Origin of the sequence: Halobacterium sp. R2-5 (genome assembly GCF_011734195.1) — an archaeon.
In the GTDB taxonomy this organism is placed as follows: Archaea; Halobacteriota; Halobacteria; order Halobacteriales; family Halobacteriaceae; genus Halobacterium.
This window is the reverse complement of the sequence record NZ_JAANTH010000002.1, coordinates 415,792-442,736: the sequence shown is the minus strand read 5'-3', so window position 1 is coordinate 442,736 and position 26,945 is coordinate 415,792. Positions and strand designations below refer to the sequence as shown.

The 26,945-nt window shown below is 68.5% G+C and carries 38 protein-coding genes and 1 tRNA gene; 26 read left to right on the top strand and 13 right to left on the bottom strand.

Going from position 1 to position 26,945, the window contains the following annotated elements; all coding sequences use genetic code 11:
* The first annotated feature begins 2 nt into the window (after positions 1–2).
* Complete coding sequence (locus G9C83_RS10975; RefSeq protein ID WP_167246180.1) at positions 3–2,228, top strand: CDC48 family AAA ATPase; 2,226 nt, start codon at positions 3–5, stop codon at positions 2,226–2,228.
* Between the two features lie 254 nt (positions 2,229–2,482).
* Positions 2,483–2,689 (top strand): dodecin family protein, encoded by a 207-nt coding sequence (locus G9C83_RS10970; RefSeq protein ID WP_167246179.1) that lies wholly within the window; start codon positions 2,483–2,485, stop codon positions 2,687–2,689.
* 53 nt (positions 2,690–2,742) lie between these two features.
* On the opposite strand, the gene G9C83_RS10965 is transcribed toward G9C83_RS10970, so the two are convergent.
* Entirely contained in the window at positions 2,743–3,120 is a 378-nt protein-coding gene (locus G9C83_RS10965) for a 30S ribosomal protein S8e (RefSeq protein ID WP_167246178.1), read from the bottom strand.
* 87 nt (positions 3,121–3,207) lie between these two features.
* On the opposite strand from G9C83_RS10965, the gene G9C83_RS10960 reads away from it, so the two are divergent.
* Both G9C83_RS10960 and G9C83_RS10955 read left to right on the top strand, forming a co-directional pair.
* On the top strand, positions 3,208–3,654 hold the full coding sequence (locus tag G9C83_RS10960) for a DUF2240 family protein (RefSeq protein WP_167246177.1): 447 nt from the start codon (positions 3,208–3,210) through the stop codon (positions 3,652–3,654).
* A 1-nt stretch (position 3,655) separates the two neighbouring features.
* Positions 3,656–4,030, top strand: coding sequence for a hypothetical protein (locus G9C83_RS10955; RefSeq protein ID WP_167246176.1), 375 nt, complete (start codon positions 3,656–3,658; stop codon positions 4,028–4,030).
* Here the strand turns inward: G9C83_RS10955 and G9C83_RS10950 are convergent.
* Positions 4,027–4,464: a hypothetical protein gene (locus tag G9C83_RS10950; RefSeq protein ID WP_167246175.1), complete on the bottom strand. Its 438-nt coding sequence runs from the start codon at positions 4,462–4,464 to the stop codon at positions 4,027–4,029. The two genes, G9C83_RS10955 and G9C83_RS10950, sit on opposite strands and share 4 nt — an antisense overlap.
* Positions 4,465–4,552: 88 nt before the next feature.
* On the opposite strand from G9C83_RS10950, the gene pyrF reads away from it, so the two are divergent.
* Complete coding sequence (gene pyrF, locus G9C83_RS10945; RefSeq protein WP_167246174.1) at positions 4,553–5,356, top strand: orotidine-5'-phosphate decarboxylase; 804 nt, start codon at positions 4,553–4,555, stop codon at positions 5,354–5,356.
* A gap of 28 nt (positions 5,357–5,384) precedes the next feature.
* Here pyrF and G9C83_RS10940 read toward each other — a convergent pair whose 3' ends face one another.
* Positions 5,385–5,552, bottom strand: a complete 168-nt coding sequence (locus tag G9C83_RS10940) for a hypothetical protein (protein ID WP_167246173.1) — start codon at positions 5,550–5,552, stop codon at positions 5,385–5,387.
* A gap of 48 nt (positions 5,553–5,600) precedes the next feature.
* Here G9C83_RS10940 and G9C83_RS10935 point away from each other — a divergent pair, with 48 nt between their 5' ends.
* The 3 genes from G9C83_RS10935 to G9C83_RS10925 all read left to right on the top strand — a co-directional run bounded on the left by G9C83_RS10935 (position 5,601) and on the right by G9C83_RS10925 (position 8,254).
* Positions 5,601–6,155, top strand: a complete 555-nt coding sequence (locus G9C83_RS10935) for a J domain-containing protein (protein WP_347877798.1) — start codon at positions 5,601–5,603, stop codon at positions 6,153–6,155.
* A 71-nt stretch (positions 6,156–6,226) separates the two neighbouring features.
* Positions 6,227–7,846: a GTPBP1 family GTP-binding protein gene (locus tag G9C83_RS10930; RefSeq protein ID WP_167246172.1), complete on the top strand. Its 1,620-nt coding sequence runs from the start codon at positions 6,227–6,229 to the stop codon at positions 7,844–7,846.
* A 39-nt stretch (positions 7,847–7,885) separates the two neighbouring features.
* Positions 7,886–8,254, top strand: coding sequence for a hypothetical protein (locus tag G9C83_RS10925; protein WP_167246171.1), 369 nt, complete (start codon positions 7,886–7,888; stop codon positions 8,252–8,254).
* Here the strand turns inward: G9C83_RS10925 and G9C83_RS10920 are convergent, their stop codons facing one another.
* Positions 8,255–8,734 carry a hypothetical protein gene (locus tag G9C83_RS10920; protein ID WP_167246170.1) on the bottom strand — a complete coding sequence of 160 codons (480 nt, stop codon included), beginning with the start codon at positions 8,732–8,734 and terminating at the stop codon, positions 8,255–8,257.
* A gap of 154 nt (positions 8,735–8,888) precedes the next feature.
* Between G9C83_RS10920 and G9C83_RS10915 the strand changes: the two genes are divergently transcribed.
* Positions 8,889–9,857: a phytoene/squalene synthase family protein gene (locus G9C83_RS10915; protein WP_167246169.1), complete on the top strand. Its 969-nt coding sequence runs from the start codon at positions 8,889–8,891 to the stop codon at positions 9,855–9,857.
* Here the strand turns inward: G9C83_RS10915 and cruF are convergent, their stop codons facing one another.
* Genes cruF through G9C83_RS10885 form a run of 6 tightly spaced genes read right to left on the bottom strand, consistent with a single transcriptional unit; the run spans position 9,858 to position 15,725 of the window.
* Entirely contained in the window at positions 9,858–10,688 is an 831-nt protein-coding gene (cruF, locus tag G9C83_RS10910) for a bisanhydrobacterioruberin hydratase (RefSeq protein WP_167246168.1), read from the bottom strand. It abuts the gene before it with no gap.
* Positions 10,681–11,508, bottom strand: coding sequence for a prenyltransferase (locus G9C83_RS10905; protein WP_167246167.1), 828 nt, complete (start codon positions 11,506–11,508; stop codon positions 10,681–10,683). The genes cruF and G9C83_RS10905 overlap by 8 nt, the downstream gene beginning before the upstream one ends.
* Complete coding sequence (gene crtI / locus G9C83_RS10900) at positions 11,509–13,044, bottom strand: phytoene desaturase family protein (RefSeq protein ID WP_167246166.1); 1,536 nt, start codon at positions 13,042–13,044, stop codon at positions 11,509–11,511. It lies immediately after the preceding gene.
* A gap of 58 nt (positions 13,045–13,102) precedes the next feature.
* Positions 13,103–14,038, bottom strand: a complete 936-nt coding sequence (gene mch / locus G9C83_RS10895; RefSeq protein WP_167246165.1) for a methenyltetrahydromethanopterin cyclohydrolase — start codon at positions 14,036–14,038, stop codon at positions 13,103–13,105.
* A 48-nt stretch (positions 14,039–14,086) separates the two neighbouring features.
* Entirely contained in the window at positions 14,087–14,398 is a 312-nt protein-coding gene (locus G9C83_RS10890; RefSeq protein ID WP_167246164.1) for an MTH1187 family thiamine-binding protein, read from the bottom strand.
* A gap of 40 nt (positions 14,399–14,438) precedes the next feature.
* Positions 14,439–15,725: an MFS transporter gene (locus G9C83_RS10885; protein ID WP_167246163.1), complete on the bottom strand. Its 1,287-nt coding sequence runs from the start codon at positions 15,723–15,725 to the stop codon at positions 14,439–14,441.
* A 232-nt stretch (positions 15,726–15,957) separates the two neighbouring features.
* Between G9C83_RS10885 and G9C83_RS10880 the strand changes: the two genes are divergently transcribed.
* Entirely contained in the window at positions 15,958–16,137 is a 180-nt protein-coding gene (locus G9C83_RS10880) for a hypothetical protein (RefSeq protein ID WP_167246162.1), read from the top strand.
* A 144-nt stretch (positions 16,138–16,281) separates the two neighbouring features.
* Here the strand turns inward: G9C83_RS10880 and G9C83_RS10875 are convergent, their stop codons facing one another.
* The 3 genes from G9C83_RS10875 to G9C83_RS10865 all read right to left on the bottom strand — a co-directional run bounded on the left by G9C83_RS10875 (position 16,282) and on the right by G9C83_RS10865 (position 18,129).
* Positions 16,282–17,283 (bottom strand): potassium channel family protein, encoded by a 1,002-nt coding sequence (locus G9C83_RS10875; protein WP_167246161.1) that lies wholly within the window; start codon positions 17,281–17,283, stop codon positions 16,282–16,284.
* A gap of 122 nt (positions 17,284–17,405) precedes the next feature.
* A complete protein-coding gene (locus tag G9C83_RS16170) occupies positions 17,406–17,540 on the bottom strand; it encodes a hypothetical protein (RefSeq protein WP_279587168.1) in 135 nt (44 codons plus the stop codon).
* 518 nt (positions 17,541–18,058) lie between these two features.
* Positions 18,059–18,129 (bottom strand) — tRNA-Gly (locus tag G9C83_RS10865).
* 273 nt (positions 18,130–18,402) lie between these two features.
* Between G9C83_RS10865 and G9C83_RS10860 the strand changes: the two genes are divergently transcribed.
* Genes G9C83_RS10860 through G9C83_RS10785 form a run of 16 tightly spaced genes read left to right on the top strand, consistent with a single transcriptional unit; the run spans position 18,403 to position 26,945 of the window.
* Positions 18,403–19,254, top strand: coding sequence for a putative RNA uridine N3 methyltransferase (locus tag G9C83_RS10860; RefSeq protein ID WP_167246160.1), 852 nt, complete (start codon positions 18,403–18,405; stop codon positions 19,252–19,254).
* 4 nt (positions 19,255–19,258) lie between these two features.
* Positions 19,259–20,272 carry a 50S ribosomal protein L3 gene (locus tag G9C83_RS10855; protein ID WP_167246159.1) on the top strand — a complete coding sequence of 338 codons (1,014 nt, stop codon included), beginning with the start codon at positions 19,259–19,261 and terminating at the stop codon, positions 20,270–20,272.
* Positions 20,273–20,274: 2 nt separating this feature from the next.
* Entirely contained in the window at positions 20,275–21,027 is a 753-nt protein-coding gene (gene rpl4p, locus G9C83_RS10850; RefSeq protein ID WP_167246158.1) for a 50S ribosomal protein L4, read from the top strand.
* Positions 21,024–21,278: a 50S ribosomal protein L23 gene (locus G9C83_RS10845; protein ID WP_167246157.1), complete on the top strand. Its 255-nt coding sequence runs from the start codon at positions 21,024–21,026 to the stop codon at positions 21,276–21,278. The genes rpl4p and G9C83_RS10845 overlap by 4 nt, the downstream gene beginning before the upstream one ends.
* 2 nt (positions 21,279–21,280) lie before the next feature.
* The gene (locus tag G9C83_RS10840) at positions 21,281–22,003 is read left to right on the top strand and encodes a 50S ribosomal protein L2 (protein ID WP_167246156.1); all 723 of its coding nucleotides are present in this window, start codon (positions 21,281–21,283) and stop codon (positions 22,001–22,003) included.
* A 2-nt stretch (positions 22,004–22,005) separates the two neighbouring features.
* Complete coding sequence (locus tag G9C83_RS10835) at positions 22,006–22,428, top strand: 30S ribosomal protein S19 (RefSeq protein WP_167246155.1); 423 nt, start codon at positions 22,006–22,008, stop codon at positions 22,426–22,428.
* Positions 22,429–22,431: 3 nt separating this feature from the next.
* On the top strand, positions 22,432–22,905 hold the full coding sequence (locus G9C83_RS10830; RefSeq protein ID WP_167246154.1) for a 50S ribosomal protein L22: 474 nt from the start codon (positions 22,432–22,434) through the stop codon (positions 22,903–22,905).
* Positions 22,905–23,864 carry a 30S ribosomal protein S3 gene (locus G9C83_RS10825; RefSeq protein ID WP_167246153.1) on the top strand — a complete coding sequence of 320 codons (960 nt, stop codon included), beginning with the start codon at positions 22,905–22,907 and terminating at the stop codon, positions 23,862–23,864. Before G9C83_RS10830 ends, G9C83_RS10825 begins: the two co-directional genes overlap by 1 nt.
* Positions 23,864–24,091: a 50S ribosomal protein L29 gene (gene rpmC / locus G9C83_RS10820; protein WP_167246152.1), complete on the top strand. Its 228-nt coding sequence runs from the start codon at positions 23,864–23,866 to the stop codon at positions 24,089–24,091. The genes G9C83_RS10825 and rpmC overlap by 1 nt, the downstream gene beginning before the upstream one ends.
* Position 24,092: 1 nt before the next feature.
* Entirely contained in the window at positions 24,093–24,479 is a 387-nt protein-coding gene (locus G9C83_RS10815) for a ribonuclease P protein component 1 (RefSeq protein ID WP_167246151.1), read from the top strand.
* Entirely contained in the window at positions 24,470–24,799 is a 330-nt protein-coding gene (locus G9C83_RS10810; RefSeq protein WP_167246150.1) for a 30S ribosomal protein S17, read from the top strand. The genes G9C83_RS10815 and G9C83_RS10810 overlap by 10 nt, the downstream gene beginning before the upstream one ends.
* Positions 24,799–25,197 carry a 50S ribosomal protein L14 gene (locus G9C83_RS10805; RefSeq protein WP_167246149.1) on the top strand — a complete coding sequence of 133 codons (399 nt, stop codon included), beginning with the start codon at positions 24,799–24,801 and terminating at the stop codon, positions 25,195–25,197. The genes G9C83_RS10810 and G9C83_RS10805 overlap by 1 nt, the downstream gene beginning before the upstream one ends.
* 2 nt (positions 25,198–25,199) lie before the next feature.
* Positions 25,200–25,556, top strand: coding sequence for a 50S ribosomal protein L24 (rplX, locus tag G9C83_RS10800; protein ID WP_167246148.1), 357 nt, complete (start codon positions 25,200–25,202; stop codon positions 25,554–25,556).
* Positions 25,553–26,272 (top strand): 30S ribosomal protein S4e, encoded by a 720-nt coding sequence (locus G9C83_RS10795; RefSeq protein WP_167246147.1) that lies wholly within the window; start codon positions 25,553–25,555, stop codon positions 26,270–26,272. Before rplX ends, G9C83_RS10795 begins: the two co-directional genes overlap by 4 nt.
* Entirely contained in the window at positions 26,269–26,793 is a 525-nt protein-coding gene (locus G9C83_RS10790) for a 50S ribosomal protein L5 (protein WP_167246146.1), read from the top strand. The genes G9C83_RS10795 and G9C83_RS10790 overlap by 4 nt, the downstream gene beginning before the upstream one ends.
* Positions 26,790–26,945, top strand: a complete 156-nt coding sequence (locus G9C83_RS10785; RefSeq protein WP_167246145.1) for a 30S ribosomal protein S14 — start codon at positions 26,790–26,792, stop codon at positions 26,943–26,945. Before G9C83_RS10790 ends, G9C83_RS10785 begins: the two co-directional genes overlap by 4 nt.

The following is a 26,945-nucleotide window of genomic DNA, read 5'->3' as shown; positions in this document are numbered from 1 at the left end:
TCATGAACGAAGTCCAACTTGAGGTGGCGAAAGCCTACCCGAACGACTCGGGCAGGGGCATCGCTCGCCTCGACCCCGACACGCTCCTGCACCTGAAGCTCAGTCCGGGAGACATCATCGAAATCGAGGGTGCCGAGACGACGGCCGCGAAGGTCTGGCGCGCCGACCGGCAGGACTGGAACACCGACACCATCCGCATCGACGGGTTCACGCGGCAGAACGCCGACGTCGGCATCGGCGAGCGCGTCAAGATCCGGAAGGCCGAGGCCCAGAAGGCCGACCGGCTCGTGCTCGCGCCGCCGGAGGACGCCAGCGTCCAGTTCGGCAGCGACGCCGCCGGCATGGTCAAACGCCAGATCCTCAAGCGCCCGGTCGTCTCGCGAGACATCGTGCCGGTGATGTCGAGCACGAACCACCCGTTCATGCGCTCGCCGGGACAGGCCATCCCGCTCATCGCCGTCGAGACCGAGCCCGACGGCGTCTGCCTCATCACCGAGGACACGGACGTGGAACTCCGCGAGGAGCCCATCAGCGGCTTCGAGCGCACGGGCGGCGGCATCACGTACGAGGACATCGGCGGCCTCGAGAACGAGATCCAGCGCGTCCGGGAGATGGTCGAGCTCCCGATGAAACACCCGCAGATCTTCCAGAAGCTCGGCATCGAGCCGCCGCAGGGCGTGCTCCTGCACGGTCCGCCGGGCACCGGGAAGACGCTGCTGGCGAAAGCGGTCGCCAACGAGACGTCGGCGAGCTTCTTCTCCATCGCCGGCCCCGAGATCATCTCCAAGTACTACGGCGAGTCCGAGCAACAGCTCCGCGAGATCTTCGAGGACGCGAAAGAGGACTCCCCGTCTATCATCTTCATCGACGAACTGGACTCTATCGCGCCGAAGCGCGAGGACGTCACCGGCGAAGTCGAGCGCCGCGTGGTCGCCCAGCTACTGACGATGATGGACGGCCTCGAAGGCCGCGGGCAGGTCATCGTCATCGCGGCGACCAACCGCGTCGACGCCGTCGACCCCGCGCTCCGCCGCCCCGGCCGCTTCGACCGCGAGATCGAGATCGGCGTCCCGGACGAGGTCGGCCGCGAGGAGATTCTCAAGATTCACACCCGCGGCATGCCGCTCAGCGACGACGTCAACCTCTCGTCGCTCGCCGACGACACCCACGGCTTCGTCGGCGCCGACATCGAGAGCCTCACCAAGGAGGCCGCGATGCGCGCGCTCCGGCGCTACCTCCCCGAGATCGACCTCGACGAGGAGGACATCCCGCCGAGCCTCATCGACCGCATGATCGTCAAGCGCGACGACTTCAAGGGCGCGCTCAACGAGGTCGAACCCTCCGCCATGCGGGAAGTCCTCGTCGAACTCCCCAAACTGTCGTGGGACGACGTCGGCGGCCTCGACGAGGCCAAAGAGGACATCAAGGAGGCCGTCGAGTGGCCGCTCAACCAGCCCGAGAAGTTCACCCGCATGGGCATCGACCCGCCCGCCGGCGTGCTGCTGTACGGCCCGCCCGGGACGGGGAAGACGCTGATGGCGAAAGCGGTCGCCAACGAGACGAACGCGAACTTCATCAGCGTGCGCGGCCCGCAGCTGCTCTCGAAGTGGGTCGGCGAGTCCGAGAAGGCCATCCGGCAGACGTTCCGGAAGGCCCGCCAGGTCTCCCCGACGGTCATCTTCTTCGACGAGCTCGACAGCCTCGCGCCCGGCCGCGGCCAGGAAGTCGGGAACAACGTCTCCGAGCGCGTCGTCAACCAACTGCTCACCGAGCTGGACGGCCTCGAAGAGATGGAGGGCGTCATGGTCATCGCGGCGACCAACCGCCCCGACATCATCGACCCCGCGCTCATCCGCTCCGGGCGCTTCGACCGCCTCGTCCAGGTCGGCCAGCCCGACGTCGAAGGCCGCGAGCAGATTCTCAAGATCCACTCCGAGAACATCCCGCTCGCGCCCGACGTCAGCCTCCGCGAACTCGCCGAAGTCACGGACGGCTACGTCGGCAGCGACCTCGCGAACATCACCCGCGAAGCCGCCATCGAAGCGCTCCGCGACGACGAGGACGCCGAGGACGTCGAGATGCAGCACTTCCGGCGCGCCATGGAGGACGTCCGCCCCACCGTCACCGAAGACCTCATGGACTACTACGACCGCGTCGAAGAACAGTTCAAGGGCAGCCAGAACCCCCAGAACCGCCAGGAACGCGGCGGCCACATCGGGTTCCAATAGTACCTTTTTGCTGCGGTCGCGCGCCTCCGGCGCGCTCCCTGGCAAAAAGCTACGCTAAAAAGCGCTCCTCGCTCCTTGCGGTCGCTCGTCGGCCTGCGCTCGCTCCGCTCGCGCAGTGAAACTCCCCCTTCGGCCGAGTATGCTGCTCTTACCGCTCCACATCCGCCTTCGAGGAATCTACGCGCCGCCTCGGGTAATCAACGTGTAACTGCCCGAATGCTTATTGACGGCGGCGCCGTCTAGTCCTTCTCGCTATGTCAGACACCGTCAAAGTAATCGAGCTAGTGGGGAACTCCGAGGAGTCGTGGGAGGACGCGGCGCAGAACGCCCTCAACGACGCCGACGAGACGCTGGAGAACATCAGCGGCATCGAACTCGTCGACCAGACTGCGGAGGTGAACGGCGGTCAGATCGAGCAGTACCGGTCGACGCTACACGTCTCGTTCGTGCTGAATCGATAGCTGAGAGACAGACGAGACGCTACGAGCCGGTGAGAGACGGAAAGAGAGAGGAGTTACTCGTCGTCGACGAGGACGGCGTTGACCTGCCCGGTCTGGCCGGGCCGGGAGGTGACGCGGGCCGTCCCGGCGTCCGTCTCGACGACGGCGCCCTTCGTGATGATGTTCCGGCGGGCGTAGTTCGGGTTCGCGCCGTTCTCGGCGACGTCCTCGATGGTGGCGTGGACGGTCCCGTCGTCGGTCGCGACGTTCGCGACGTTCGTGGAGAGCGCGCGCACCTTGTCGTTGTCGCCGCGGGCGTCGACCGTGCGGAAGCGCGGCTCGCCGACGGTAGTCTCGGTGGGCGAGCGGCCCGTCTTGGACTTCTGCTTCTTGTTCTGCGGGCGGAGTCGCGCGCCGGTCTTCGAGCGCTTGGAGCGTCCCTGGTATTGCATGTCCGGGAAGTGGCGCAGGACGCACTTGAAAGGCTCGGTTGGCGGGAAACAGCGGGTTTTACCGGCGTCCCCGTCGTCCCTGTGGGCATGAGCCTCCGGGTCGCGGTCGCCGCGCCGTTCAAACAGAAGGGCAAGCGCAGGATTCCCGAACAGGCGTTCGTGGTCGCGCTGTCGCTGGACCGCGACTGGATGAGCCCCGACCAGGCCAAGCGCCTGCTGGACGTCGCGACCGGCGAGGGCCTCGTCGAACGCGCGGACGGCGAACTCGTCGCGGACTTCGACCCCGAGGGCGTCGAGATCCCCGACGACTTCACGCCGGACGCGTCGCTGTTCCAGGAGCGGTCGGCGTTCGAGCGCGCGCTCGGCGCCGTCGTCGACGCCGGCCACGACCGCCAGGAGACCGTCGCCGCGGTGAACCGACTCCAGCAGGAGCTCGGCGTCACGGCCGACGCGGCAGCAATCGTGTACGCGCGCCGACGGGGCGTCGACGTGGACGACGCGGCGGGGAAAGCCCGGACGGAGCTGGAGGGCTGAGATGGTCGAAGACACCGAAACCGACGGGAAGCGGCTGGCGGAGCTGCTGTCGAGCGAAGTCACCGGCCACGAGAACGCGCCGTACGACGGGCTCGCGGTGGGGGACGCGGACCCGGACGTGGAGCCGACGACGGACGGCGCGCGCGCCTACGACGTGGAGCGCGACGGCGAGCGGCTAGCGCGGGTGTACGTGCAGCCGGAGCGCGCGCGAGTGGAGCTGTACGACGGCCTCGAAGCGGCCGAGGAGGCGGCCGTCGCCGCCGACCTGCGGTCGCGACCGGTCGGCGGCGAGCCGCCGCGCCTGCTCGTGTTCGTGACGACGGGCGCGGACGTCAAGCGCGCGCTGGACGTGCTCGGTGCGGCCGCGGAAACTTAGTCGGTCGCGGCGGCGTACGCGATTTCTACGGCACGCCAGAGTGCGACGACGACCGTTATCGCGAGCGCGCCCAGCGAGAGGTACAGCCACCCCATCACCGCGGCCGCGGGCGCGGCGACGCCGAACCAGTCGTACAGCAGGCCGGGAGTGACGAACATCCCGGTCGCGGGGACGACGAGCGCGAGCACGGCGAGGACGCCGGCGAGCTCGAGCGCGGCGCGCTGGCTCGCGCGGAGGCCGCGGCCGGAGAGCAGCGCGGCGGCGCCGAGCGCGGCGCCACCCACGGCGAACAGGAGCACGCCGAGGCCGATTGCGAGGCCGACCGGGAACCCCTCCTGACCGAGCGCCGGCACGGCGATGGCGGCACCGAGCGCGAGGAGCGCGAGACCGACGACCGCGAGGAGGGCGCGAACGACGGAGCGAGCGGAGGGCACGACTCCACGGTGCGAGCGGGCGGGTAAGTGCTTTTCCACGGTTCCCGGAAAGCGAATCGCTTTTGCCGATTTGCCGGGAGGAGGACGTATGAGCTTCTTCGACGACCTCGCGGCGCGCATCGAGGCCGCGGACTCCGTCGTCAGCGTCGGCCTCGACCCGGACCTCGCCCGCCTCCCCGAGGAGGTGCGCGACCACGACCTGCCGCGGTGGGCGTTCAACCGCCGCGTCATCGACGCGACCCACGAGCACGCCGCCGTCTTCAAGCCGAACGCGGCGTTCTACGAGGACGCCGACGGTTGGCGCGCGCTCCGCGAGACGGTGGCGTACGCCCACGGGAAGGACGTGCCCGTGCTGCTGGACGCGAAGCGCGCGGACATCGGGAACACGGCCCGCCAGTACGCCGATGTGCTGGAGTACGCCGACGCCATCACGGTCAACCCCTACCTCGGCGAGGACGCGCTCCAGCCGTTCCTCTCCCAGGAGGCGGCGGGCGTGTTCGTGCTCTGCCGGACGTCGAACCCGGGCGGGATGGACTTCCAGCACCTCGAACTCGCGGCGTACGACCGCCGGCTGTACGAGCACGTCGCCGAGCGCGCCGCGGGCTGGAACGACGAGTACGGGAACGTCGGGCTCGTGGTCGGCGCGACCGCACCCGAGGAACTGGAAGCGCTACGCAACCGCGTGCCGGAGCTCCCGTTCCTCGTGCCGGGCGTCGGCGCGCAGGGCGGGGACGCGGAGGCCGCCGTGCAGTACGGCCTGAACGACGAGGGCGTCGGGCTCGTGAACTCCACGCGGGGCATCATCTTCGCGGGCGAGGACTCCCCCGAGTGGGCGCGCGCCGCGGGCGAGGCCGCGCGCCGGCTGAAAGAGCGGCTGAACGAGCACCGGTAGCGGCAGGAAGGCGAGCGGTGCGTAACAGTCAGCGCGGGCCGGCGTCGCCGCGGCCGCCCCGGACCTCGTTCGCGCACTCGGTGCAGAACCCCGTCGAGGGGTCGTAGTGGGCCTGACAGACGACGCTCCCGCAGCGGTCGCAGCTGAACTGCGCCTGCTCGTCCGAGCAGATCTGACAGAGGCCGGTGACACTCATACCGGGAGCTACGGCGGCGAACCCCAAGAGTGTGAGCCAAGGATTTACGTGCGCGCGCCGAACTGGCGGACGACCGTGGAGACCGACGCGAGCATCGTCTGGGGGCTGGCGGGCACGTTCGGCGTGCTGGGCGTCGTGTTCGGCGTGCTGGGCGTCGTGTACAGCCCGGTGGCGCTCGGCGTCGCGGTGCCGTTCGGGCTCGCGGCGGGCGTCTTCTGGCTGCACGCCTCGGGCCGACTCGGGGAGCTGGCGTTCCGGCAGCGCCGGGTGTCCCGCGAGCAGTACGAGCGCGAGCGCGAACGCCGACGGCGGACCCGCGGGGAGCGCCACAGCGGCCGGGCGAGCGGTCGCAGCCGCGGGCGCAACCGGACGCGGGCGGGCGGCGAGAGGAGCCGGCAGCGACAGACCGCGGGCGGCGCGGCGGCGAGCGGGCCGCGCCGCGAGGACTACCGCGTGCTCGGCGTCGAACCGGGCGCAAGCAGCGAGGAGGTGCGGGCGGCGTACCGCGAGAAGGCGCGGGAGCTCCACCCGGACAGGGGCGGCGACGAGGCGGAGTTCTCGCGCGTGAACGAGGCCTACGAGCGACTGAAAGAGAACGAGTAACCGTCGTCTCCGGACGTCTCCGGACCGCTACCCGGGGAAGGCTTTTATCCGCTTCTCCCCAACCCGCTTCCATGGGCCGCGACCGAGCCCGCCTGGTTCGCGCACTCGACCGCGGGGAGCAGGAGGGCGGCAGCGTCGAGTTCAAGGAACGGTTCAGCCGCGACGTCCACCTCGCCGACGGCCGCATGGAGAGTCTCGCCGCGCAGCTGCGGCACCGCGTGCTCTCCGGCGACGGCGAGGCCGAGTACGTCCTGGGCGTCACCGACGACGGCGGCCTCGCGGGGGTGCCCCCGGAGACGTTCTCGGAGACGATGGACGTGCTGAGCCTGCTCGCCGAGGAGGCGGGCGCGCACATCGCGGACGTCCAGACGTGGAGCGTCGACAGCGTCGCCGACGGCGACGCCGAGGAGGGCATCGTCGGCGTCGCCGTCGTCCGCGACGGCGCGTCGCTGGCGCCCGACGACGACCACATCATCGTCGGGACGGCTGGCCACGTCGACCACGGGAAGTCGACGCTGGTCGGCAGCCTCGTCACGGGCGACCCCGACGACGGCGACGGCGAGACGCGCGGGTTCCTCGACGTCCAGCCCCACGAGGTCGAGCGCGGGCTGTCGGCGGACCTCTCGTACGGCGTCTACGGCTTCGACGGCGACGGGCCGATGCGCGTCCGCAACCCCCACCGGAAGGACGAGCGCGCGGCCGTCGTGGAGAACGCCGACCGCGTGGTGTCGTTCGTGGACACGGTCGGCCACGAGCCGTGGCTGTCGACGACGATTCGCGGGCTGGTCGGCCAGAAGCTCGACTACGGGCTGCTGACCGTCGCGGCGGACGACGGCCCCACCGACACGACCCGCGAGCACATCGGCGTGCTGCTGGCGACGGACCTGCCGACCATCGTCGCCATCACGAAGACCGACCTCGTCGACGACGAGCGCGTCGCGGACGTCGAGCGCGAGGTCGAGCGCCTGCTCCGGAACGCCGGCCGCACGCCCCTCCCCGTGGAGCGCCACGGCGTCGACGCCGCGATCGACGAGATCGGGGACAACGTCGTCCCCATCGTGCGCACGAGCGCGGTGACGATGGAGGGCCTGGACGTCCTCGACGAGTGCTTCCGGCGGCTCCCGAAGACGACAGCGGCGAGCGGGCCGTTCCGGATGTACATCGACCGCTCGTACAAGGTGACGGGCGTCGGCGCGGTCGCCTCCGGCACCGTGAAGTCCGGCACCGTGGAGGCGGGCGACGAACTCCTGCTCGGGCCGTTCCCGGACGGCGAGTTCCGCGAGGTGGAGGTGCGGTCCATCGAGATGCACTACCACCGCGTGGACCGCGCGCAGGCCGGCCGCATCGTCGGCATCGCGCTGAAGGGCGTCCGGGAGGCCGACGTCGAGCGGGGGATGGTGTTGCTGCCGGCGGACGCCGACCCCGACCCCGTCCAGGAGTTCCAGGCGGAGGTGATGGTGCTGAACCACCCGACGCGCATCGACGCGGGCTACGAGCCGGTCGTCCACCTCGAGACCATCGGGGAGGCCGCCCGCTTCGAGCCGGCGGACGGCCAGCTGCTGCCCGGCGACTCGGGCGAGACGAGCGTCCGGTTCAAGTTCCGGCCGTACCTCGTCGAGGAGGGCCAGCGCTTCGTGTTCCGGGAGGGCGCGAGCAAGGGCGTCGGCACGGTGACGAGCGTCTCGGACTGAAGGCGAAGCTTCTCGGACCCCCGTTTCGATGGAGGGCGTATGGTCGAACGCCGCACGCTGGAGTTCGTCGTCGGTATCGTCGCGGCCGCCACCGTGGCGGGCGGGCTGTCGCTGTACGTGGAGATGCCGTACGCGCTCGCGGTCGGGCTGGCGGCGGGGACGCCGGCGCTCGTCCGCACGAGCATGCGCCTGAACAGGACGCGCTACGACGCCGCGAAGTCCAGCACCGAGCAGGTCGTCGACGGCGCGCTCGCGGCGGCGGCGACGGCGGTCGTCGGGCTCGCGGGCGGCTACCTCGTGCTCTCGAACGGGCTGACGGGACCGGTGGCGTCGGCGGTCGCGGCCGCGACCGGCGTGTTCGCCGGGCAGGCGGTCTTCTACGCGCGGAACAGCCGGTACATCGGGTAGTCAGACGCGGCGGTAGCCGCCGTCGGCGCGCTCGGCGAGGCCGAGCAGGACCGCCCAGTCGAGGCGGCGCTCGACGCGCTCCGTCCAGAACCCCTCCCAGTCCTGTCGCTTCGTGCGCTCCCAGCGCGGCACGCGCTCGCTGACGGCCTCGAACACCGCCTCCGATGTCTGGGTGTCGTCGCCGAGCGCGTCGAGAGCGTCGGCGGCGAGGAAGACGTTCTCGCGGAAGCGGTCGGCGAGGTCGTCGCGGTCGAGGTCGTCGCGTACCCGGCCGTACCCGAGGTCCGTCTCCTCGACGGCGCCGAGCGCGGCGAGGAAGACGAGCCACGCGGACGCCGCCCCGCGGTCGTGGGCGCCCGCGCGCTCGACGAGGCGGCGACAGCAGTCGTCCTCGGACTCGGGGACCAGCGGGACGGCGTCCCGGACCTCGCGGACGCGGTCCAGGGAGTCCGGCGCCGGCGGCACGGGTTTGCGCTGCATACCCGTGGGTCAGCCCCGGACGGTCTTGAGTACGGCGACACGGCGAGAGGCGGCGGTGGCCGCTCCTGCCACCGTGTTTTTTGATTGTTCACTCCATACGTGGAAGTAGCACAGCCGGGAGCTGCACGCCGGAGTGCCGCGTCTGGCCCCACCAATGGTCGACAGCACCCAGATATCCACGAGCAAGGCGATACAGCAGCGCACCGGGAAGACGTTCCACCTGGCGACCCGACTGCTCCCCGAGCGCGTACGCCACTCGACGTACGTCCTGTACGCGTTCTTCCGGGTCGCCGACGACGTGGTGGACACGACCGAGGACCGCGACCCGGACGCCCAGCGCGCGGAACTCGAAGCGATTCGCGACGCCGCGCTCGGCGAGGACGCCGAAACCGGCCGGCTCGACCGGGAGACCGAGCAGGTGCTGGCGGCGTTCCGCGAGCTCGCCGATCGCCACGACGTCCCCGAAGAAGACGTGAACACGTTCGTGGACGCGATGCTGACGGACCTCGAAGAGACTCGCTACGACACCCACGAGGACCTGGAGTCGTACATGCGGGGGTCCGCGGTCGCGGTCGGGAACATGATGGTCGCCGTGATGGGCGTCGAGGAGGCCGAAACGGCGGCCCCGCACGCGGCGGCGCTCGCGGAGGCGTTCCAGCTGAGCAACTTCCTGCGGGACGTCGGCGAGGACGTCGAGGACTACGACCGCGTCTACCTCCCGGGGGAGACGCGCCGCGAGCACGGCGTCACCGTCGACCAGCTGCGCCGCGGCGAGGTCACGGCGGGGTTCCGGGAGGCGATGCGGACCGAGATGGCGCGCACGGAGACGAAGTACCGCGAGGGCGTCGCGGGCATCAAGTACCTCCCAGAGGACTGCCAGTTCGCGGTGCTGCTGTCGGCGGTGCTGTACGCCGACCACCACCGCGAGATTCGCGCGCGGAACTACGACGTGCTGACGGAGACGCCGAGCCTCTCGACGTCGCGGAAGCTCTGGCTGCTCGCGAAGACGCGGGCGCTGTGGTCGTTCTACCGGGACCCCGAGTACGTGTTCTACCGCGCGAGCTGCATCTCGTCGTCGACCGACCACCGGCGGGGACACGGCGACCCCCACCCGGCGCCGTAGCTAGCTCGCTGTTCTCGCGCGCACGTCGAAGTCGAAGCGGTCCGTAGCGAGCAGCGCGGCGCCCAGCCCGCCCGCTGCGAGCGCCGGGACGGGCTGACCGAACGCGAGGTTCACCGCGCCCCACAGCAGCACGAAGCTCACGAGGTCGTCGAGGAAGAACGGGCAGGCGTCGAGGCGGTCGCGGAGCGCGTCCCCGTCGTACCCCCAGTCGAGGACGGCGACCGACACGGTCGCGGAGAGCACCCAGCCGAGGTAGTTCGACAGCGGGACGCCGTAGTACGCGCCGCCGGCGTCGTACGCCCAGAAGCCGAGCGCGACCGCGCCCGGGTCGAGGACGACGTCCATCCAGAGCACGACCGCGACGACGGCGGGTAGCCGCACCACGGCGCGGCGGGCGCGCTCGCCGAACAGCAGGAGCACGAGCAGGTAGCTGTTGACGACGAGCGGCAGGAAGAACACGGGGAGGCCGAGCGGGACGCTGCCGGCGAGCATCGGCCCGAGGTCGACGAGGTACTCGAAGTGGCCGTACGGCCAGCCGGTGGCGACGCCGACGAACTCGACGCCGAACGCGTACGCGGTGAGCGCGAGCACGGCGACGGCGGCCCGGCGGTCCGTGAGCGGGAGCAGGCCCGCGATCAGCGGGAGGCGCATCACGGCGACGCCCGCGAGCACGAGGTAGGGGTTGAACGCGAGCGGCTCCGGCAGCCACCCCCACGCCGAGGCGAGCAGGAGGACGGCGCCGACGACCGGAAAGACGACGGCGATCTCGAAGCGGTTGCTCGCGACGAGTTCGTCGAGGCGGCGCTCGACGCGGGCGCGAGCGTCACCCATTCGCGAGCCTCCAGAGCGCGCCGATGGTGAGCGCGGCGCCGACGGCGGTGTTCACGAACGGGTACCACCAGTACGCGCGGTCGACGTCCACGTCCGAGGCGACGATACCGGTGACGAGTACGGGGTACGCGAGCAGGACGGCGCCGAGCCGCCAGTCGACGGCCGCGAAGACGGCGGCCGAGGCGAGCCAGCACGCCGCGCAGTAGACGTACGTGCGGCGCTCGCCGAGCGCGGTGGCGGTGGTAGTGATGCCGGCCTCGCGGTCGGGCTCGATGTCGGGGATGGCGGAGAACGTGTGCATCCCCATCGCCCACAGCCAGCCGCCGGCGACCGCGAGCAGCGGCGGCTGCTGGCCGGCGACCGCGGCGTACGCGGCGGCCCCCGGGAGGATGTAGAGGCCGTTCGACGCGGAGTCCAGCAGCGGCGTCGTCTTGAATCGGAGCGGCGGCGCGCTGTACTCCACGGAGAGGACGACCCACGCGGCGAGCCACGGGTACGCGACTGCCGGCAGCACTGCGGCGACTGGGACGAGCAGGAGCCCCGAGAGGACGACGACCGCGGCGACTGCGCGGCCGCCCCGGAACCGCGCCTCCTTCTCCTCTTTCTTCGGGTTCACCTCGTCGACGTCGCGGTCGAAGACGTCGTTGACGCCGTAGAGGAAGACGTTCGCGGGCACGAGGAAGTACGCGAACAGCGCGACCGCGGGCAGCGAGAACAGCTCGGGGACGGTCCCGGCCGCGTACGCGACGCCGACGACGACGGGGCCGGCGAGGTAGAACCAGAACCGCGGCCGGGAGAGGACGAGGAGGTAGCGCAGCATCTACGCGTCTTCGAGCACGCAGTCGGCCGTGATCTCGCCGCTGATGAGGCACATCGGCACGCCGATGCCCGGCGTGGTGAACGACCCGGTGAAGTAGAGGCCGTCGAGGGCCTCCGAGCGGTGGGGCGGCCGGAACAGCGACGTCTGCCGGAGCGTGTGCGCGAGCCCGAGCGCAGTTCCACGATAGCTGTTGTAGCGGTCGGCGAACTCGGAGACGGAGAACCGCTCCTCGACGACGATGCGGTCCCGGAGGTCGACGCCGGTGTTCTCCGCGATGTCGTCGAGCACGAGGTCGCGGTACTCCTCGCGGACCTCGGGCGTGTCGTCGAGACCGGGCGCGATGGGGACGAGCGCGAAGAGGTTGCTGTGGCCGTCGGGCGCGACCGAGTCGTCGGTCTTCGACGGCACGCAGAGGTAGTACGCGGGGTCGTCTGGCCACTCGGGGTCGTCGAAAATCTGGCCGAAGTGCGCCTCCCAGTCGGAGGGCAGCACGAGCGTGTGGTGGGCGAGCGGCTCGACGTCGCCCTCCACGCCGAGGTACAGCAGGAACGCCGATGGCGCGTACGTCCGGGACTCCCAGTAGTCGGCGTCGTACTGGCGCTTCTCGGGCGGGAGTAACTCCTGCTCGGTGTGGGCGTAGTCGGCGTCCGAGACCACCACGTCCGCGAGCACGTCGGTCTCCCCGTCGGTCTCGACTTTGAACCCGCCGCGGTAGCCGTGAATCTTCGTGACCGGGTGGTTCGTGCGGAACTCCACGCCCAGCTCCGCCGCGAGGTCGGCGATGCCGTCCGCGACCCCGGACATGCCGCCCTCGGGGTAGTAGACGCCGAGGTTGAAGTCCACGTGGCTCATCAGGTTGTACAGCGCGGGGGTCGTGTTCGGCGCGCCGCCGAGGAACACGAGCGTGTACTGCATGATCTGCTGGAGCTTCGGGTGGTCGAAGTAGCCCTCGACGTGGTCCTGCATCGACCCGAGCAGGCTGAGCCCGCGGGCGTACTCCGCGAGGTCCGGGTCGAGCCAGTCCCGGATTCGGGGGCGGTCCTCGTAGACGAAGTGCTCCATCCCCACCTCGTAGTTCTCCCGGGACTTCGCGAGGTAGTCGTCGAGCGTCTCGCCCGCGCCCGGCTCGTAGGCGTCGAACACCTCCTTGACCTGCTCGCGGTCCGGCGTCACGTCGACGACGTCGCCGTCCGCGTTCACGTCGAGGCCCGGCGCGTCGCGGCCGGGGCGCCGGCCGGCGTTGTCCTTGAAGAAGATGCGGTAGTGCGGGTCGAGGTGCTCTAGCGAGTAGTACTCAGAGGGCTCCCGGCCGAAGTCGCCGAAGAACTGCTCGAAGACGTCGGGCATCAGGTACCACGACGGCCCCATGTCGAACGTGAAGCCGTCGCGTTCGAGCGCGCTCGCGCGCCCGCCGACCTGCTCGTTCTTCTCGACGACGGTGACGTCCGCGCCCGCGTCCGCGAGGTAGCAGGCCGTCGACAGCCCGCCGAAGCCCGCGCCGACGACGGCGACCGACTTCCCCGACAGCGCGTTCATGGCCGCAACGTTGGTCGCGCGGATGATAAAACGCCGCCCTCCGGCGACTCCGACTGGGTCAGGCGACGTCGAAGCCCTCGGCGAGCAGGTCCTCGCGGACCTCGCCGAGCGCGTACGTCGGGCCGCCGGTGACGTCGACGGTGACCTGGGCGGGCCCGAAGACGCCCTCGTCGACGGCGCTGGCGTCCCAGTCGACGTCCGCGAAGATGTCCGCGAACGGCTTCCCGTAGCGGTCGGCGGCCGACGACGGCACCGCGTCGAACGCGTCGAAGTCCTCCGTGACCGTGAGGTGGACGCGACCGCCGTACGCGAGGGCGTCGTTCGTGCGGCCGATTGCCTCCTCCTCGTCGCCGGCGACGGGCGCGACGGGCGCGCTCCCCGACGCGGTGAGGACGTTCGTCGGGTCGTATCCGAGTTCGTACAGCCGGAACAGCGCGAGTTCGGCGGCGCGGGCCGCGGCGGTGACGCTGCCCGCGACGCTCGCGGTGCGGTACGCGGGCAGGTAGACGCTCTCCGCGTTCACGCCCGCGAGCTCCGCGACCTGGTCGGCGGCCGCTTCGGTCGGGTACGCCTCGCTCTCCAGGGCGAGCACCGCGAACTCGAAGGCGTCGACGTAGTCGATGGCCTCGTACTCGCCCTCGCGGGCGACCAGCGCGCGCGCCGGCCCGCTGCCGAGCCCCTCGTAGTCGTCGACGGTGAGCTCCCAGCCCGCCTTCTGCGCGCCGAGCAGTGCGATTGCGGGGCGGTCGCAGGCCAGTTCCACGTGCGGGAACGTCGCGCCCGCGACCTCGTCGACGCGGGTCTGGACGGTCGCCAGGCCCGCCGTCTGGAGCTCCGCGAGCAGCAGGCCCGCTTCGAGGCCGCCGCGGTGCTCGACGCCGAAGTCGATGACCGTCGCGCCGTTGTCCAGCTCGAACGCGCCGACGTCGAGCTCCTCGGTGAACTCGAGGGCTTCGTCGGCGAGCTCCAGCGCCATCCGGTTGAGACTGTCCATGCCGCCGGCTTCGGCGCCCCCACACAAGAGGTTTCTCAGTCCGCGCGGTCAGCGCTCCGAGCGCGCCTCGCGGCCGAGCTCGCGCTCGACGGCGTCGACCTTCTCGCGGGCGGACTGGTCGCTCGTGCGCTTGTCGTCGATTTTCAGGAACGTGCTCACGCGGTCGGCGTCGACGGCCTCGTGGGCGGCGCCGACCGCGTCCAGTAGCGTGTCGATGTCGTCGGCCTCGACGACCGTCCCCATCGGATTCGTCTCGTAGGCGACGTCGAAGTCGTCGAGCGCCGCGACGGCGCCGGCGACGTCGCCCGCCATGCTCTGTTCGGTGACCGGTGCGACACTCAGGAACGCGATGACCGTCATACCGACTACTGCGACGCGCTCGCACTTAGCGACGGCGGCGTCAGTCCTCGCCGGCGGCGTCGGCGGCGACGGCGTTCGACGACTGCGGGGGCTCGTAGTCCTCGCTCACGGGCGGCACGACCGTCCACAGGACGACCGCGACGGCCAGGAAGACGGCGCCGAGGACGGCGACCGCCGTCATCGACGTGTACCACGTCGCGAGGATGCCGCTGCCGACGCGGAACGGGACGCCGGCGACGTTCCGCAGCATCGCGACCGACGACAGCAGCGTCGCGCGCCCGACGGACTGCACCTGGTCGTTGATGTAGCGGTTCGTGATGGGGCCAACGAGGGAATGCCCGCCCTTCATCACGAAGAACATCGGGAACACGAGCAGCGGCACGAGGCCCGCGAGCACGTACGTCGCGGCGATAGCGACGGGTATCAACAGTATCGCCGTGCGGACGCCGAGCAGCTCCTCGACGTCGCTGGCGTAGTCGCTGGTGACCGCCGACACCACGGTGAACGCGGCGTACAGGATGCCGAGCACGCCACCTTCGGGGATGGCCCAGCCGTCGAGCGTGGGACCGAACGTCGTCTCCAGGGTGTCCTGGGCGATGGGCTGAATCCACATGTCCATCGTGAGAATCGCGCCGCTGAACAGCGCGAGGTAGACGACGAACCACCGCAGGTCGGGCGCGGTGAGCTGGTCGCGGATGACGGGGAGGGCGTCGACGATGGTCATGCGCTCGTCGGCGGCGTCGCCGTCGGTGGCGTCGTCGTACGCGCGATTCTGCGGCAGCCTGAGAACCAGCACGAGGCTGATAGCGGCGGCCACGACGCCCGCGTAGAAGGGGTAGTAGCGGTTGACGGCGTACAGGAACCCGCCGACGACGAGCGTGACCGCGCGCAGCCACTGGCCGAGCGCGCGGCCGCGGCCGCTGACGCGCGTGAACTCCGCTTCCATGTCGTGCTCCCGGAGGGTGTCGTAGAGCCACGCGCTCCCGCTGCCGGAGACGAACGTGCCGCCGAACGACAGCGTCACGAACGTGAACGTGAACCCGACGAAGTCGGTCGCGACGAGGTAGCTGGCGTTCGATACCAGCATGATGGCGGCGCCGACCGCGAGACTGTTCCGGCGGCCGATGCGGTCGCCGATGTAGCCGGTGGGGACCTCGGAGGTGACGACGACGACCGACTGGATGCTCGCGATGAGACCGATCTGCGCGAGCGTGAGGTCGTTGAACAGCAGGAACAGCGTGTAGACGGGGTAGTGGAAGCCGGGGCGCGCGGTCGCCCGGTAGAGGTAGTACCGGCGGACGACCGTGGAGGCGGAGAGCCGGGACATGAGCGACTGTCCGAGTGATTATGTAACGGAGCCATAAACCCTCCGTAAGAGTGGTACACAGCGGCACGGGAGAAGCGGCAAAACCGTCACGCAGCGAGTGAGTAGCCGGTCTCTCGCGCTCGACGGTCGGTCGTCAGATGAATGAAATTTCAGTAACAGCGGTGATACGAGTGGTCTCGCAGCGCGTGCAGACGGTCGGGCGGTTTACGTGCGCACGGGAACAGTCTAACATATGCGACAGCGCTCCGGCCCGTTCGCACTGGTCGCCGTCCTCGCGTGCGTCCTCGGCGTCGTCGGCTACGTCGTCTTCGGCTGGCGGTTCGGCGACGGCACCACCAACCCCGTCGCGTTCGCCGTCGCTATCGCCGCCGTCGGCGTCGCCGTCGTGGCGACGCTCCGGGACCGCCTGTAAACTGGCGACCTTTCACTGCCGTCGGTAATATCGAGTCCTACCAGCAGTTGCTAGTACGGTTTCTTTGTGCAGAGTGAGGTGTGAAACTGCCGTTCAGTACAGGTGAAGGATCCACTGCTCAAGACGTGGCTTGTAGGTGATTGCCTACTGGCTGTCGGTGTTGGGCCAGGATCGTGCATCCGATTCGACGAGGCCCAGTAGAAGTCGGCGTCGATCGTCTACCTCCACAAGCGAGTTGGTAAACTCCTCGTCCGAGACAGTAGGGATTCCACTGTCGCGCAACTGTTCGAGATCGGGGGCAGGCGGGGATTGCGACGCTGGTCCGACGAACTCGCTCTCCAGTGTATCGAGGTACGACTGTACGCTCGACCGAGCTTGCGTGATGGTTGGCTCACTCGGACGGTGCTCTGGTTCGACGCCGAATTGGAGAAGCGTGAGCGTCTCGTCCAAGACGGTGACGTTTGTCGTCGGGGCCTGCGACCGCTCTGGCGTGAAGAAGTAGTGGAGAATGGGGTACGCCTTGTGGTTCGCTGTCAGCGTATCGAGCTCGTTCACGATCAGGTTTAGCGGTACTTCTAGTCCCTGGAACGAGTCGGCGTCCCAACTCGTTTCGAGAATCTCCGTACTCTGTTCGCCGAGTCCGTGGATGCTGCCCGCCAGCGAGCGTTTCTGTGTAACAGCACTGAGGACGTTGAGAACGTACGTGACACTGAGCGTGACGAAGAACATCCCGCTGGCCGTTGTGAGCGCTGTCGCGATCCGCCAGATCCCGCCGTTCGGCGTGAAATCTCCGTTCCCCATCGTGAAGACCGTGTATCCGACGAAGTAGACCCGCTCTGTCCAGGAGATCGGACCGGTGTTTCGCGTGTCGAGTAGACTCTCCTCGCCGCCTGCGAAAAGGAACGTCCATCCGCCCCAGAGAAGTGCAATCCACATGGTGAGTCCGAGGACGAGAATTAACGGTCCGGAAAGTGAGAGCACGCGGGGACGCTCACCGGACACCTTCTCGAGTATCGTCCAGGTACTGGACATCAGTCGAGAGGTGAGGGGGCCGGCCTCCCCCTCGACCCACAGCGTCGTCCAAAGCATGTCAACCACGGTCAGCAGGAGAAAGATTACGCCAACAACGAGGTAGAGTAGATTCATTTTGTCCCCCTAGTAGAGTCGATCTTCGGGTTGGTTCGTCATCTTGTGAGACCTGTATGCGGGCCGACCGTGACCACGTGCGGGTTGATGATAGAAAATAAGTGATTCCGTCGGTCGTTCGGTTATGCGTTCGCCATCTGCCGGCGACTTTCGGCACACCACTCGCAGACCTCGGCGGCCTCGTCACAGATTTCGATGCACTCGCGTCGCTCGTCGCTCAGGCTGTCGATCTTCGAGACGGTCTCTGGGAGGGACATTTCATCCGAGAAAATGTTCAGTAGCTGGATAAACGATCAGCCTGCAACGGCAAGGGCTTACCCTTGCTATGAACTGCTAACACGTTATTCCGGGGGCGAAACGGTACCGTATTTCTCACCATCAGCGATGGAGATGCTTGCTGAATCCAGACTGCATCGAGCGGTAGATACGTAACACCACAACTACTGCTAACACACACCGCCGAACGCCCGACGCGACACGGCCATCGCTGCGGGGCGTAGCGTTCAGAGAAGTACGCTGGCGGGGATTTGAACGGAGCGAGACGGTCCTCGCTTCGTTCGGCTGCGTCTCGCAGGTTCAAATCCCGACGCACTCACGCAGATCGACAAAAACGTCGCTCAGCGGTGAGAATTAGTAGAGAAGTGCGCTGGCGGGGATTTGAACGCCGGAACTTCGCTCCCGCTGGTCGCTCGTTCCGAGCCCAAATCCCATGCACTTCACGTCGAAACGCGACGACCGACACAAGCGTCGCTCGTCGGCGTTGTACTGTGAGAAGTGCGCTGGCGGGGATTTGAACCCCGGTTGTGACCATGGCAAGGTCACGTGATACCACTACACTACCAGCGCGCCTGTCTTCGTTCGCATTCCGAACAACGGCAGGGTTGTATATAAATCCACGCTTTGGAGACGGCTTTGGGAGAAACCGACATACGGGGACGGCACCCGGGTCGCGCACGCGAGTACCGTAAGTTGCCGAAAAGTGCGAACAGTTCGCACACGAATTCGGCGGTAGACGGCCGTGAAACGGTCTCACAGGCCGGCGGCGGAAACGCCACCCTTTTACCGGAGGCGTCGGTAACTACGCTACAGTCTCGTGACGAGACACGGACGCGACACGGCATGACACGCAGCGTACTCGTGCCGTCGTCCCTCGTCCGGGAAGCCGAGGACAAACGCGAGGCGACTCGCAAGCTCGGTTACGTCGCCCGCGCGGCGGCGGTGTTCCGGACTGACCGCCTCGTCGTCTTCCCCGACGAAGACGGCGAGAGGAAGTGGGGCGGCGGGTTCGTCGAAACGGTGTTGCGGTACGCCGCGACGCCACCGTACCTCCGAAAGGAGGCCTTCGACACGCGCGACGAACTGGAGTACGCCGGTGTCCTGCCGCCGCTCCGTCTCTCGTCATGGACCGGCTCAGACTCGAGCGGGTCTGGGTCGTTACGACAGGGAATCGTGACCCAGGTCGGATCTGAAGGGCGCGTTCGGGTCAATTGCGGAATGCAACACCCAATCTCGCTCCAGACGCCTCCCGGTATGGAGGTCGAGGAGGGGGAGCGCGTGACCATCAGGGTCTCTTCGCGACGACCGGTCCGTGCGAAGCTGGTCGACGAACCCCTCCCGGGGTTCTCGGTCGAACGCACGGCCCTCGGTGACGCTCTCGACCGGCCCGACGCGGGCGTTCGCATCGCCACCTCCCGCCACGGGACGCCGCTTTCCGCGGCCTCCCTCGGGGGGTACGTCGAACGCGCCGCCCGGGACGGACTGACCGTCGCCTTCGGTGCGCCCGAACGCGGGCTCCCGCCCATGCTCGGGCTCACCGGGGACGAGGTCAGCGAGGCGGTCGCCGACCAATCCACCGACGCACCCGCGCGATTCGACGCCTGGCTCAACACCATCCCTCAGCAGGGCAGTGAGGTCGTGCGAACCGAAGAAGCGATGTTCGCCTCCCTCGGCTGCCTGACGCTCACGGAGTGATACGATGCCACAGCCAAACCGACCACGCAAAGGCTCGATGGGGTTCAGTCCCCGCAAGCGCGCGGAGAGCGAAGTACCGCGCTTCAACTCGTGGCCCGAAGACGACGGTCAAGTCGGTCTTCAGGGCTTCGCTGGCTACAAGGCCGGCATGACCCACGTCGTCCTCGTCGACGACAAGGCGAACGCGCCGACGGAGGGCATGGAGACGACCGTGCCCGTCACCGTCGTCGAGACGCCGCCCATGCGGGCGGCGGCCGTCCGCCTCTACGAGGACACGCCGTACGGCAAGAAGCCGCTCACGGAAGTCTGGGCCGACGACACCCACGAGTCTCTCGACCGCGCGCTCTCCGTCCCGGAAACGGGCGGAGAGACAGACGCACTGACCGAAGCGCTCGAAGCGGAGGACGTCGCGGACGTCCGTGTCATCACGCACACGGTCCCCGGCGAACTCTCGAGCGTACCGAAGAAACAGCCCGACGTCATGGAGACGCGCGTCGGCGGCGGCTCCCTCGAGGAGCGCGTCGACTTCGCCGCGGACCTCCTCGAGGACGGCGGCGAACACGCGTTCGGCGACGTCTTCCGCGCCGGTGAGTTCACCGACGTCGCGGGCGTCACCAAGGGCAAAGGGACCCAGGGCCCCGTCAAGCGCTGGGGCGTGCAGAAGCGGAAAGGCAAGCACGCCCGCCAGGGCTGGCGGCGCCGCATCGGGAACCTCGGCCCGTGGAACCCGTCCCGGGTCCGCTCGACGGTCCCGCAGCTCGGGCAGACCGGCTACCACCAGCGCACCGAACTCAACAAGCGCGTCATCGACATCGGTAACGGTGACGACGAGGACGTCAACGCCGCCGGCGGCTTCCCGAACTACGGCGAAGTCGACGGCAACTACACGCTCGTGAAGGGCTCGGTGCCCGGTCCCGAGCAGCGCCTCGTGCGGTTCCGCCCGGCCGTCCGGCCGAGCGAGTCGCCGCGCCTCGACCCCGAGGTGCGCTACGTGAGCACCGAATCTAACCAAGGATAACCATGCAGGCAACTGTACGCGACCTGAACGGCGACGACGACGGGACGCTCGACCTCCCGGACGTGTTCTCGGAACCCGTCCGACCGGACCTGGTCAAGCGCGCCGTCCTCGCCGCTCAGGCCAACCGAACCCAGAAGCACGGCTCCGACGAGTACGCGGGCCTGCGCACTTCCGCCGAGTCCCACGGTAGCGGACGCGGCATGGCTCACGTCCCGAAGACGGAGGGCCGTGGCGCGCGCGTCCCGCAGACCGTCGGCGGTCGCAAGGCGCACCCGCCGAAAGCCGAGAAAGACCCGGGCCTCGACGTCAACGACAAGGAGCGGAAGGCCGCCGTCCGGAGCGCCATCGCGGCGACGACGGACAGCGAGGTCGTCGCCGAGCGCGGTCACGCGTTCGACGACGACGTCGAGCTCCCGCTCGTCGTCAGCGACGACTTCGAGGACCTCGTGAAGACCCAGGAGGTCGTGGCGTTCCTCGAAGCGGTCGGCGTCCACGCGGACGTCGAGCGCGCCGACGACGGACGCAACGTCCGCGCCGGCCAGGGGACGCTCCGCGGCCGGAAGTACCAGGAGCCCTCGTCGCTGCTGGTCGTGACCTCCAGCGAGTCCGGGCCGTCGAAGGCGGCGCGGAACCTCGCGGGCGTCGACGTCGCGACGGGCCGCGAAGTCAACGCCGAGGACCTCGCGCCGGGCGCCGAGCCCGGGCGACTCACGCTCTGGACGGAGAGCGCCGTCGAGGAGGTGGCCCAGCGATGAGCGGCCTCATCGACTACCCCATCGTGACGGAGAAGGCGATGGACGAGATGGACTTCCAGAACAAGCTCCAGTTCGTCGTCGACGTCGACGCTGCCAAGCCCGAGATCCGGGACGCCATCGAGGAGCAGTACGACGTCACCGTCACGAACGTCAACACGCAGATTACGCCCGAGGCAGAGAAGAAGGCGACAGTCACACTCTCGGAGGACGACGACGCGCAGGACGTCGCCTCCCGCATCGGGGTGTTCTGAACATGGGACGCAGAATCCAGGGTCAGCGACGCGGGCGCGGCAGTTCGACGTTCCGCGCGCCGTCGCACCGATACAAGGCGGAGCTGTCGCACCGGAAGACCGAGGACACCGACGTGCTGGCGGGCGAGGTCGTCGACATCGAGCACGACCCCGCGCGCAGCGCGCCGGTCGCGAACGTCGAGTTCGAGGACGGCGACCAGCGCCTCGTGCTCGCCAGCGAGGGCGTCGCCGTCGGCGACACCCTCGAAGTCGGCATCTCGGCGTCCATCGAGGAGGGCAACACGCTGCCGCTCGGGGAGATCCCCGAGGGCGTGCCCATCTGTAACGTCGAGAGCCAGCCGGGCGACGGCGGCAAGTTCGCTCGCGCGAGCGGGGTCAACGCGGACCTCGTCACGCACGAGCGCGACGCCGCGGTCGTCCAGCTGCCGAGCGGCGAAGTCAAGCGCCTGTCCCCGGACTGCCGGGCGACCATCGGCGTCGTCGCCGGCGGCGGCCGCACGGACAAGCCGTTCGTGAAGGCCGGGAACAAGCACCACAAGATGAAGACCCGCGGCGGCAAGTGGCCGAAAGTCCGCGGCGTCGCGATGAACGCCGTCGACCACCCGTTCGGTGGCGGCGGCCGCCAGCACCCCGGTCGCCCGAAGAGCGTGTCGCGTAACGCGCCGCCGGGCCGGAAGGTCGGTGACATCGCGTCGAAGCGAACCGGCCGCAAGAGCAACAAGTAATCATGAGCACGGAATACCGAACCGGCCGCGAGGGTGAGTTCACCTACCGCGGCCACGACCTCGACGAACTCCAGGAGATGAGCCTGGAGGAAGTCGCGGAACTGCTCCCCGCACGCCAGCGGCGAACCATCACCCGCGGGCTCTCCGACGAGCACCAGAAGGTGCTCGAGGAGGCCCGCGAATCGGAGCCCGAGGAGACGGCCAACGACCCCATCCGGACGCACCTGCGCGACATGCCGGTGCTGCCGGAGTTCGTCGACCTGACGTTCGCGGTGTACACCGGTCAGGAGTTCGAGCGCGTCGAGATTCAGCCCGAGATGATCGGGCACTACCTCGGCGAGTTCCAGCTCACGCGAACGTCCGTCGAACACGGGCAGGCGGGCATCGGCGCGACCCGCTCCTCGAAGTTCGTGCCGCTCAAGTAAACCATGGGAATCAGCTACAGCGTGGACACAGACCCCGAGACCACCGCGAAAGCGATGCTCCGGGAGCGGTCCATCAGCCTGAAGCACAGCAAAGCCATCGCCCGCGAGATCAAGGGCAAGACGGTCGCCGAGGCGCGAGAGTACCTCGACGCCGTCATCAACGAGGAGCAGTCGGTGCCGTTCAAGCAGCACAACAGCGGCGTCGGCCACCGGAACGACATCGAGGGCTGGGACGCCGGGCGCTACCCGGAGAAGGCCTCGAAGAACTTCCAGAAGCTCCTCGACAACGTGGCGAACAACGCCGACCAGCAGGGCTTCGACGCCGAGGAGATGGTCATCGAACACGTCGCCCCACACAAGGTCGACGAGAGCCGCGGCCGCAAGCCCCGCGCGATGGGGAAGGCGGACCCGTGGAACACGACCATCTGTGACGTCGAGCTCGTGGTCGCCGAGCCCGAGGAGGAGGTGAGCGCCTGATGGCCGACGAGATGGAGTTCATCGAGCAGGGCCTCCAGCGCTCCCAGATCGACGAGTTCTTCGCCGAGGAGCTGGCCCGCGCCGGCTACGGCGGCATGGAGCTCGCGCCGACCCCGATGGGCATGCAGATCGTCCTGAAGGCCGAGAAGCCCGGGATGGTCATCGGGAAGGGCGGGAAGAACATCCGGAAGATCACGACGCAGCTCGAGGAGCGCTTCGACCTCGAGGACCCGCAGATCGACGTGCAGGAGGTCGACGAACCCGACCTGAACGCACAGATCGTCGCGGACCGCCTCGCGAACGCGCTCGAGCGCGGCTGGTACTTCCGGAAGGCCGGACACACGACCATCGACCGCATCATGGAGGCCGGCGCGCTCGGCGCCGAGATCGTCCTGAGCGGGAAGGTCACCGGCAACCGCGGCCGCGTGGAGAAGTTCAACCGCGGCTACATCAAGCACAACGGCGAGCCCGCCGAGGAGATCGTCGACCACGGCAAGGGCGTCGCGGTGATGAAGCTCGGCACCATCGGTGTCAGCGTCAAGATCATCCCGCCGAACGCGAAGCTCCCCGACGACTTCGAGATCCAAGAGGACGCGAACATCGAGGACCTCGTCGTCGACGAGGAGGAAGCCGGCGAGGAGCTCGAAGAGCTCCTCGAGGGCGAAGGCGAGGAGGCCGAAGCCGACGAGGGCGAAGCGCCCGAGGACGCCGCGGAGACCGAGGCGGCCACGGAGGCCGCCGTCGAGGAGATCGTCGAGGAAGACGTCGAGGCCGAGGAAGGCGCGGCCGCGACGTCGCCCCCGGACACCGACGGCGACGTCGAGGAGGAACTCGACGAGCTCGCCGAGGACGTCGAGGAGTTCGAGGACGTCGACGAGGAAGCCGAGGAGACCGCCGAGGAGCTCCTCGAGGAGATGGAAGCCGACGACGATTCCGAGTCCGAGGAGGGTGAGGAATAATGGCGATTCTCCACACCGAAGAGATTCGGGACATGACGCCCGCGGAACGCGAAGCAGAGCTCGAAGACATCGAGACGGAGCTGCTGAACGCCAAGGCCGTGAAGGCCGCCGGCGGCGCCCCGGACAACCCGGGCCGCATCGGCGAGCTCCGTCGCACCGTCGCGCGAATCAAGACGATTCAGCGCGAGGAAGGCGACCTGGACGAAGCGGACACGGAGAGCGAATAACATGCCACTGACGCCCGAAACACTGCCGCGACACGAACTCGTCGGCCTGCACGCGCGGGTCGTCGAGTCGACCGACCCGTCCCGGGTCGGCATCGAGGGCGAGGTCGTCCGCGAGACGATGCGGACGCTCGTAATCGACGCCGACCCGGACGGTGACAGCGGCACCTCGGGCGTCAAGCAGGTCCCCAAGCGGGGGGCCACATTCGAGTTCCGACTCACAGATGAAGCTGCGGCTTCCCCGAAGGGAGCCGGGACCGCGTCTCAACCTGCAGGTGGCGAGAGTCAAACCACTGGCGAGGGCGCGGCCTACGTTACGGTGGATGGGGTCGCGTTGCTCTCACGACCCGCTACACGCTCCGAAACCGGAGTTGATTCGAAATGGCGATAGGACTGAACGTAACAGAACCGGAAGGCACGTGCTCCGACGAGGACTGTCCGTTCCACGGGAATCTTTCCGTGCGCGGCCAGGTCCTCGAGGGTGAAGTGGCTTCCACCGACATGGACAAGACCATCGTCGTCGAGCGCGAATACGACGTATTCGTGCCCAAGTACGACCGCTACATGAAGCGGCGGTCGCGAGTGCCGGCCCACCAGCCGGACTGCCTCGACGTAGAGGTTGGCGACACGGTCAGTATCGCAGAAACCCGACCGCTCTCGAAGACCAAGTCCCACGTGGTCGTCGAAGTCACTGACGGAGGTGACGCCTGATGGAAGCCATCAAGGCAGACGTCACGCAGGGCCTGGAGAAGGGCTCGCTCATCAACTGCGCCGACAACACTGGCGCACGCGAGCTCAAGATCACGAGCGTACAGGGCTACCAAGGAACGAAGAACCGCCACCCGAAGGCCGGGCTCGGCGACACGATCACCGTCTCGGTGACCAAGGGGACGCCGGAGATGCGTCGCCAGGTCCTCGAGGCAGTCATCGTGCGCCAGCGCAAGCCCATCCGACGGCCGGACGGCACGCGCGTGAAATTCGAGGACAACGCCGCGGTCATCATCGACGACCTCGGTGAGCCCCGCGGGACCGAGATCAAGGGTCCGATTTCGCGCGAAGTGGCGGAACGGTACGGTACCATCGCGAGTACCGCGACGATGATCGTATAGACATGAGCGAACAACCACACAAACAGCGAACCCGCACGGAGCGCGCGCCGCTGCACGAGCGGCAGAAGCAGGTTCACGCGACGCTGTCCGAGGACCTCCGCGAGGAGTACGGCCAGCGACGCGTCCGCGTCAACGTCGGCGACACCGTCGAAGTGATGCGCGGCGACGACGCCGGCGAGACCGGCGAGGTCGTCGACGTCGACCTGCGCGACGAGACCGTCAAGGTCGAGGACGTCACCGTGGAGAAGGCCGACGGCGAGGAGCTGCCGAAGCCCCTCGACGCGAGCAACCTCCGCGTCACCGACCTCGACCTCGAAGACGACGTGCGCGCCGAGCGGCTCGAAGGTGACAACGAATGACGAACCACCAGAAGCGACTCTCGGTACCGAAGTCCTGGCCGGTCGAGCGGAAGACGGAGACGTTCACCGCGAAGGCCGGGGCCGGTCCGCACGGCGAGTCGGGCGTACCGCTCGTCGTCGTGCTCCGGGACGTCCTGGGCTACGTCGACGACACCAGCGAGGCGCAGTACGTCCTCAACAACGACGGCGTGCTCGTCAACGGTGACTCCGTCGGCGACGTGAAACGCCCCATCGGGATGTTCGACATCCTGGCGTTCCCCGAGCGCGACGAGTACTACCGGGTCTTCCCGGACGAGGGCGGCCGGCTCGGCCTCACCTCCATCGACGCGGACTCGGCGGACAGCAAGCTCAGCAAGATCGAGGACAAGACCACCGTCACCGGTGGCGACGTCCAGCTGAACCTCCACGACGGCTCGAACCTGCTCGTCGACGAGGACGTCTACAGCGGCGGCGACTCCATCGTCGTCGACAACGAGACGAACGACGTCGTCGCGCACTTCGAGTACGAGGAGGGCGCACTCGTCACCGCCGTCGCCGGCCAGCACGCCGGCGACATCGGCCGCATCGAGGACATCTCGGTGCAGCCGGGCAGCGCCGACAACACGGTCACCGTGGAGGGCGCGGACGGCGGCTTCGAGACGGTCGAAGAGTACGTCGTGGTCATCGACGAGAACTTCGTCGAGGACGACGCCGAGCTCCCGGGTGATGACGAATGAGCGAGGCTGAGTCCGACTTCCACGAGATGCGCGAGCCGCGCATCGAGAAAGTCGTCGTCCACATGGGCGTCGGCCAGGGTGGTGTCGACCTCCAGAACGCCGAGAACATCCTCGAGGAGATCACGGGCCAGGAGACGGTCCGGACGACCGCCAAGCGGACCGAGCCCGAGTTCGGTATCCGCGAGGGCGACCCGATCGGCGCGAAGGTCACCCTTCGCGGCGACGACGCGTACGACTTCCTCGACCGCGCGCTCCCGAACACTGACCTCGCGGAGCGCCAGTTCGACGACACGGGGAACGTGAGCTTCGGTATCGAGGAGCACACGGACTTCCCCAGCCAGGAGTACGACCCGGACATCGGAATCTACGGGCTCGACGTGACGGTCAACCTCGTGCGCCCGGGCTACCGGGTCTCGAAGCGCGACCAGGCGAGCCGCCAGATTCCGTCGAACCACCGACTCGACCCCGAGGACGCAGTGGCGTTCCTCGAAGCCAACTTCGACGTGGAGGTCAACGAATGAGCGAGACAGAGGAAGTAGAGGAGACTGGCCAGACACACGAGTGCCGGCGCTGTGGCCGCAAGCAGGGCCTCGTCGGCAAGTACGACATCTGGCTCTGTCGACAGTGCTTCCGCGAGATTGCCCGTTCGATGGGCTTCAAGAAGTACAGCTAA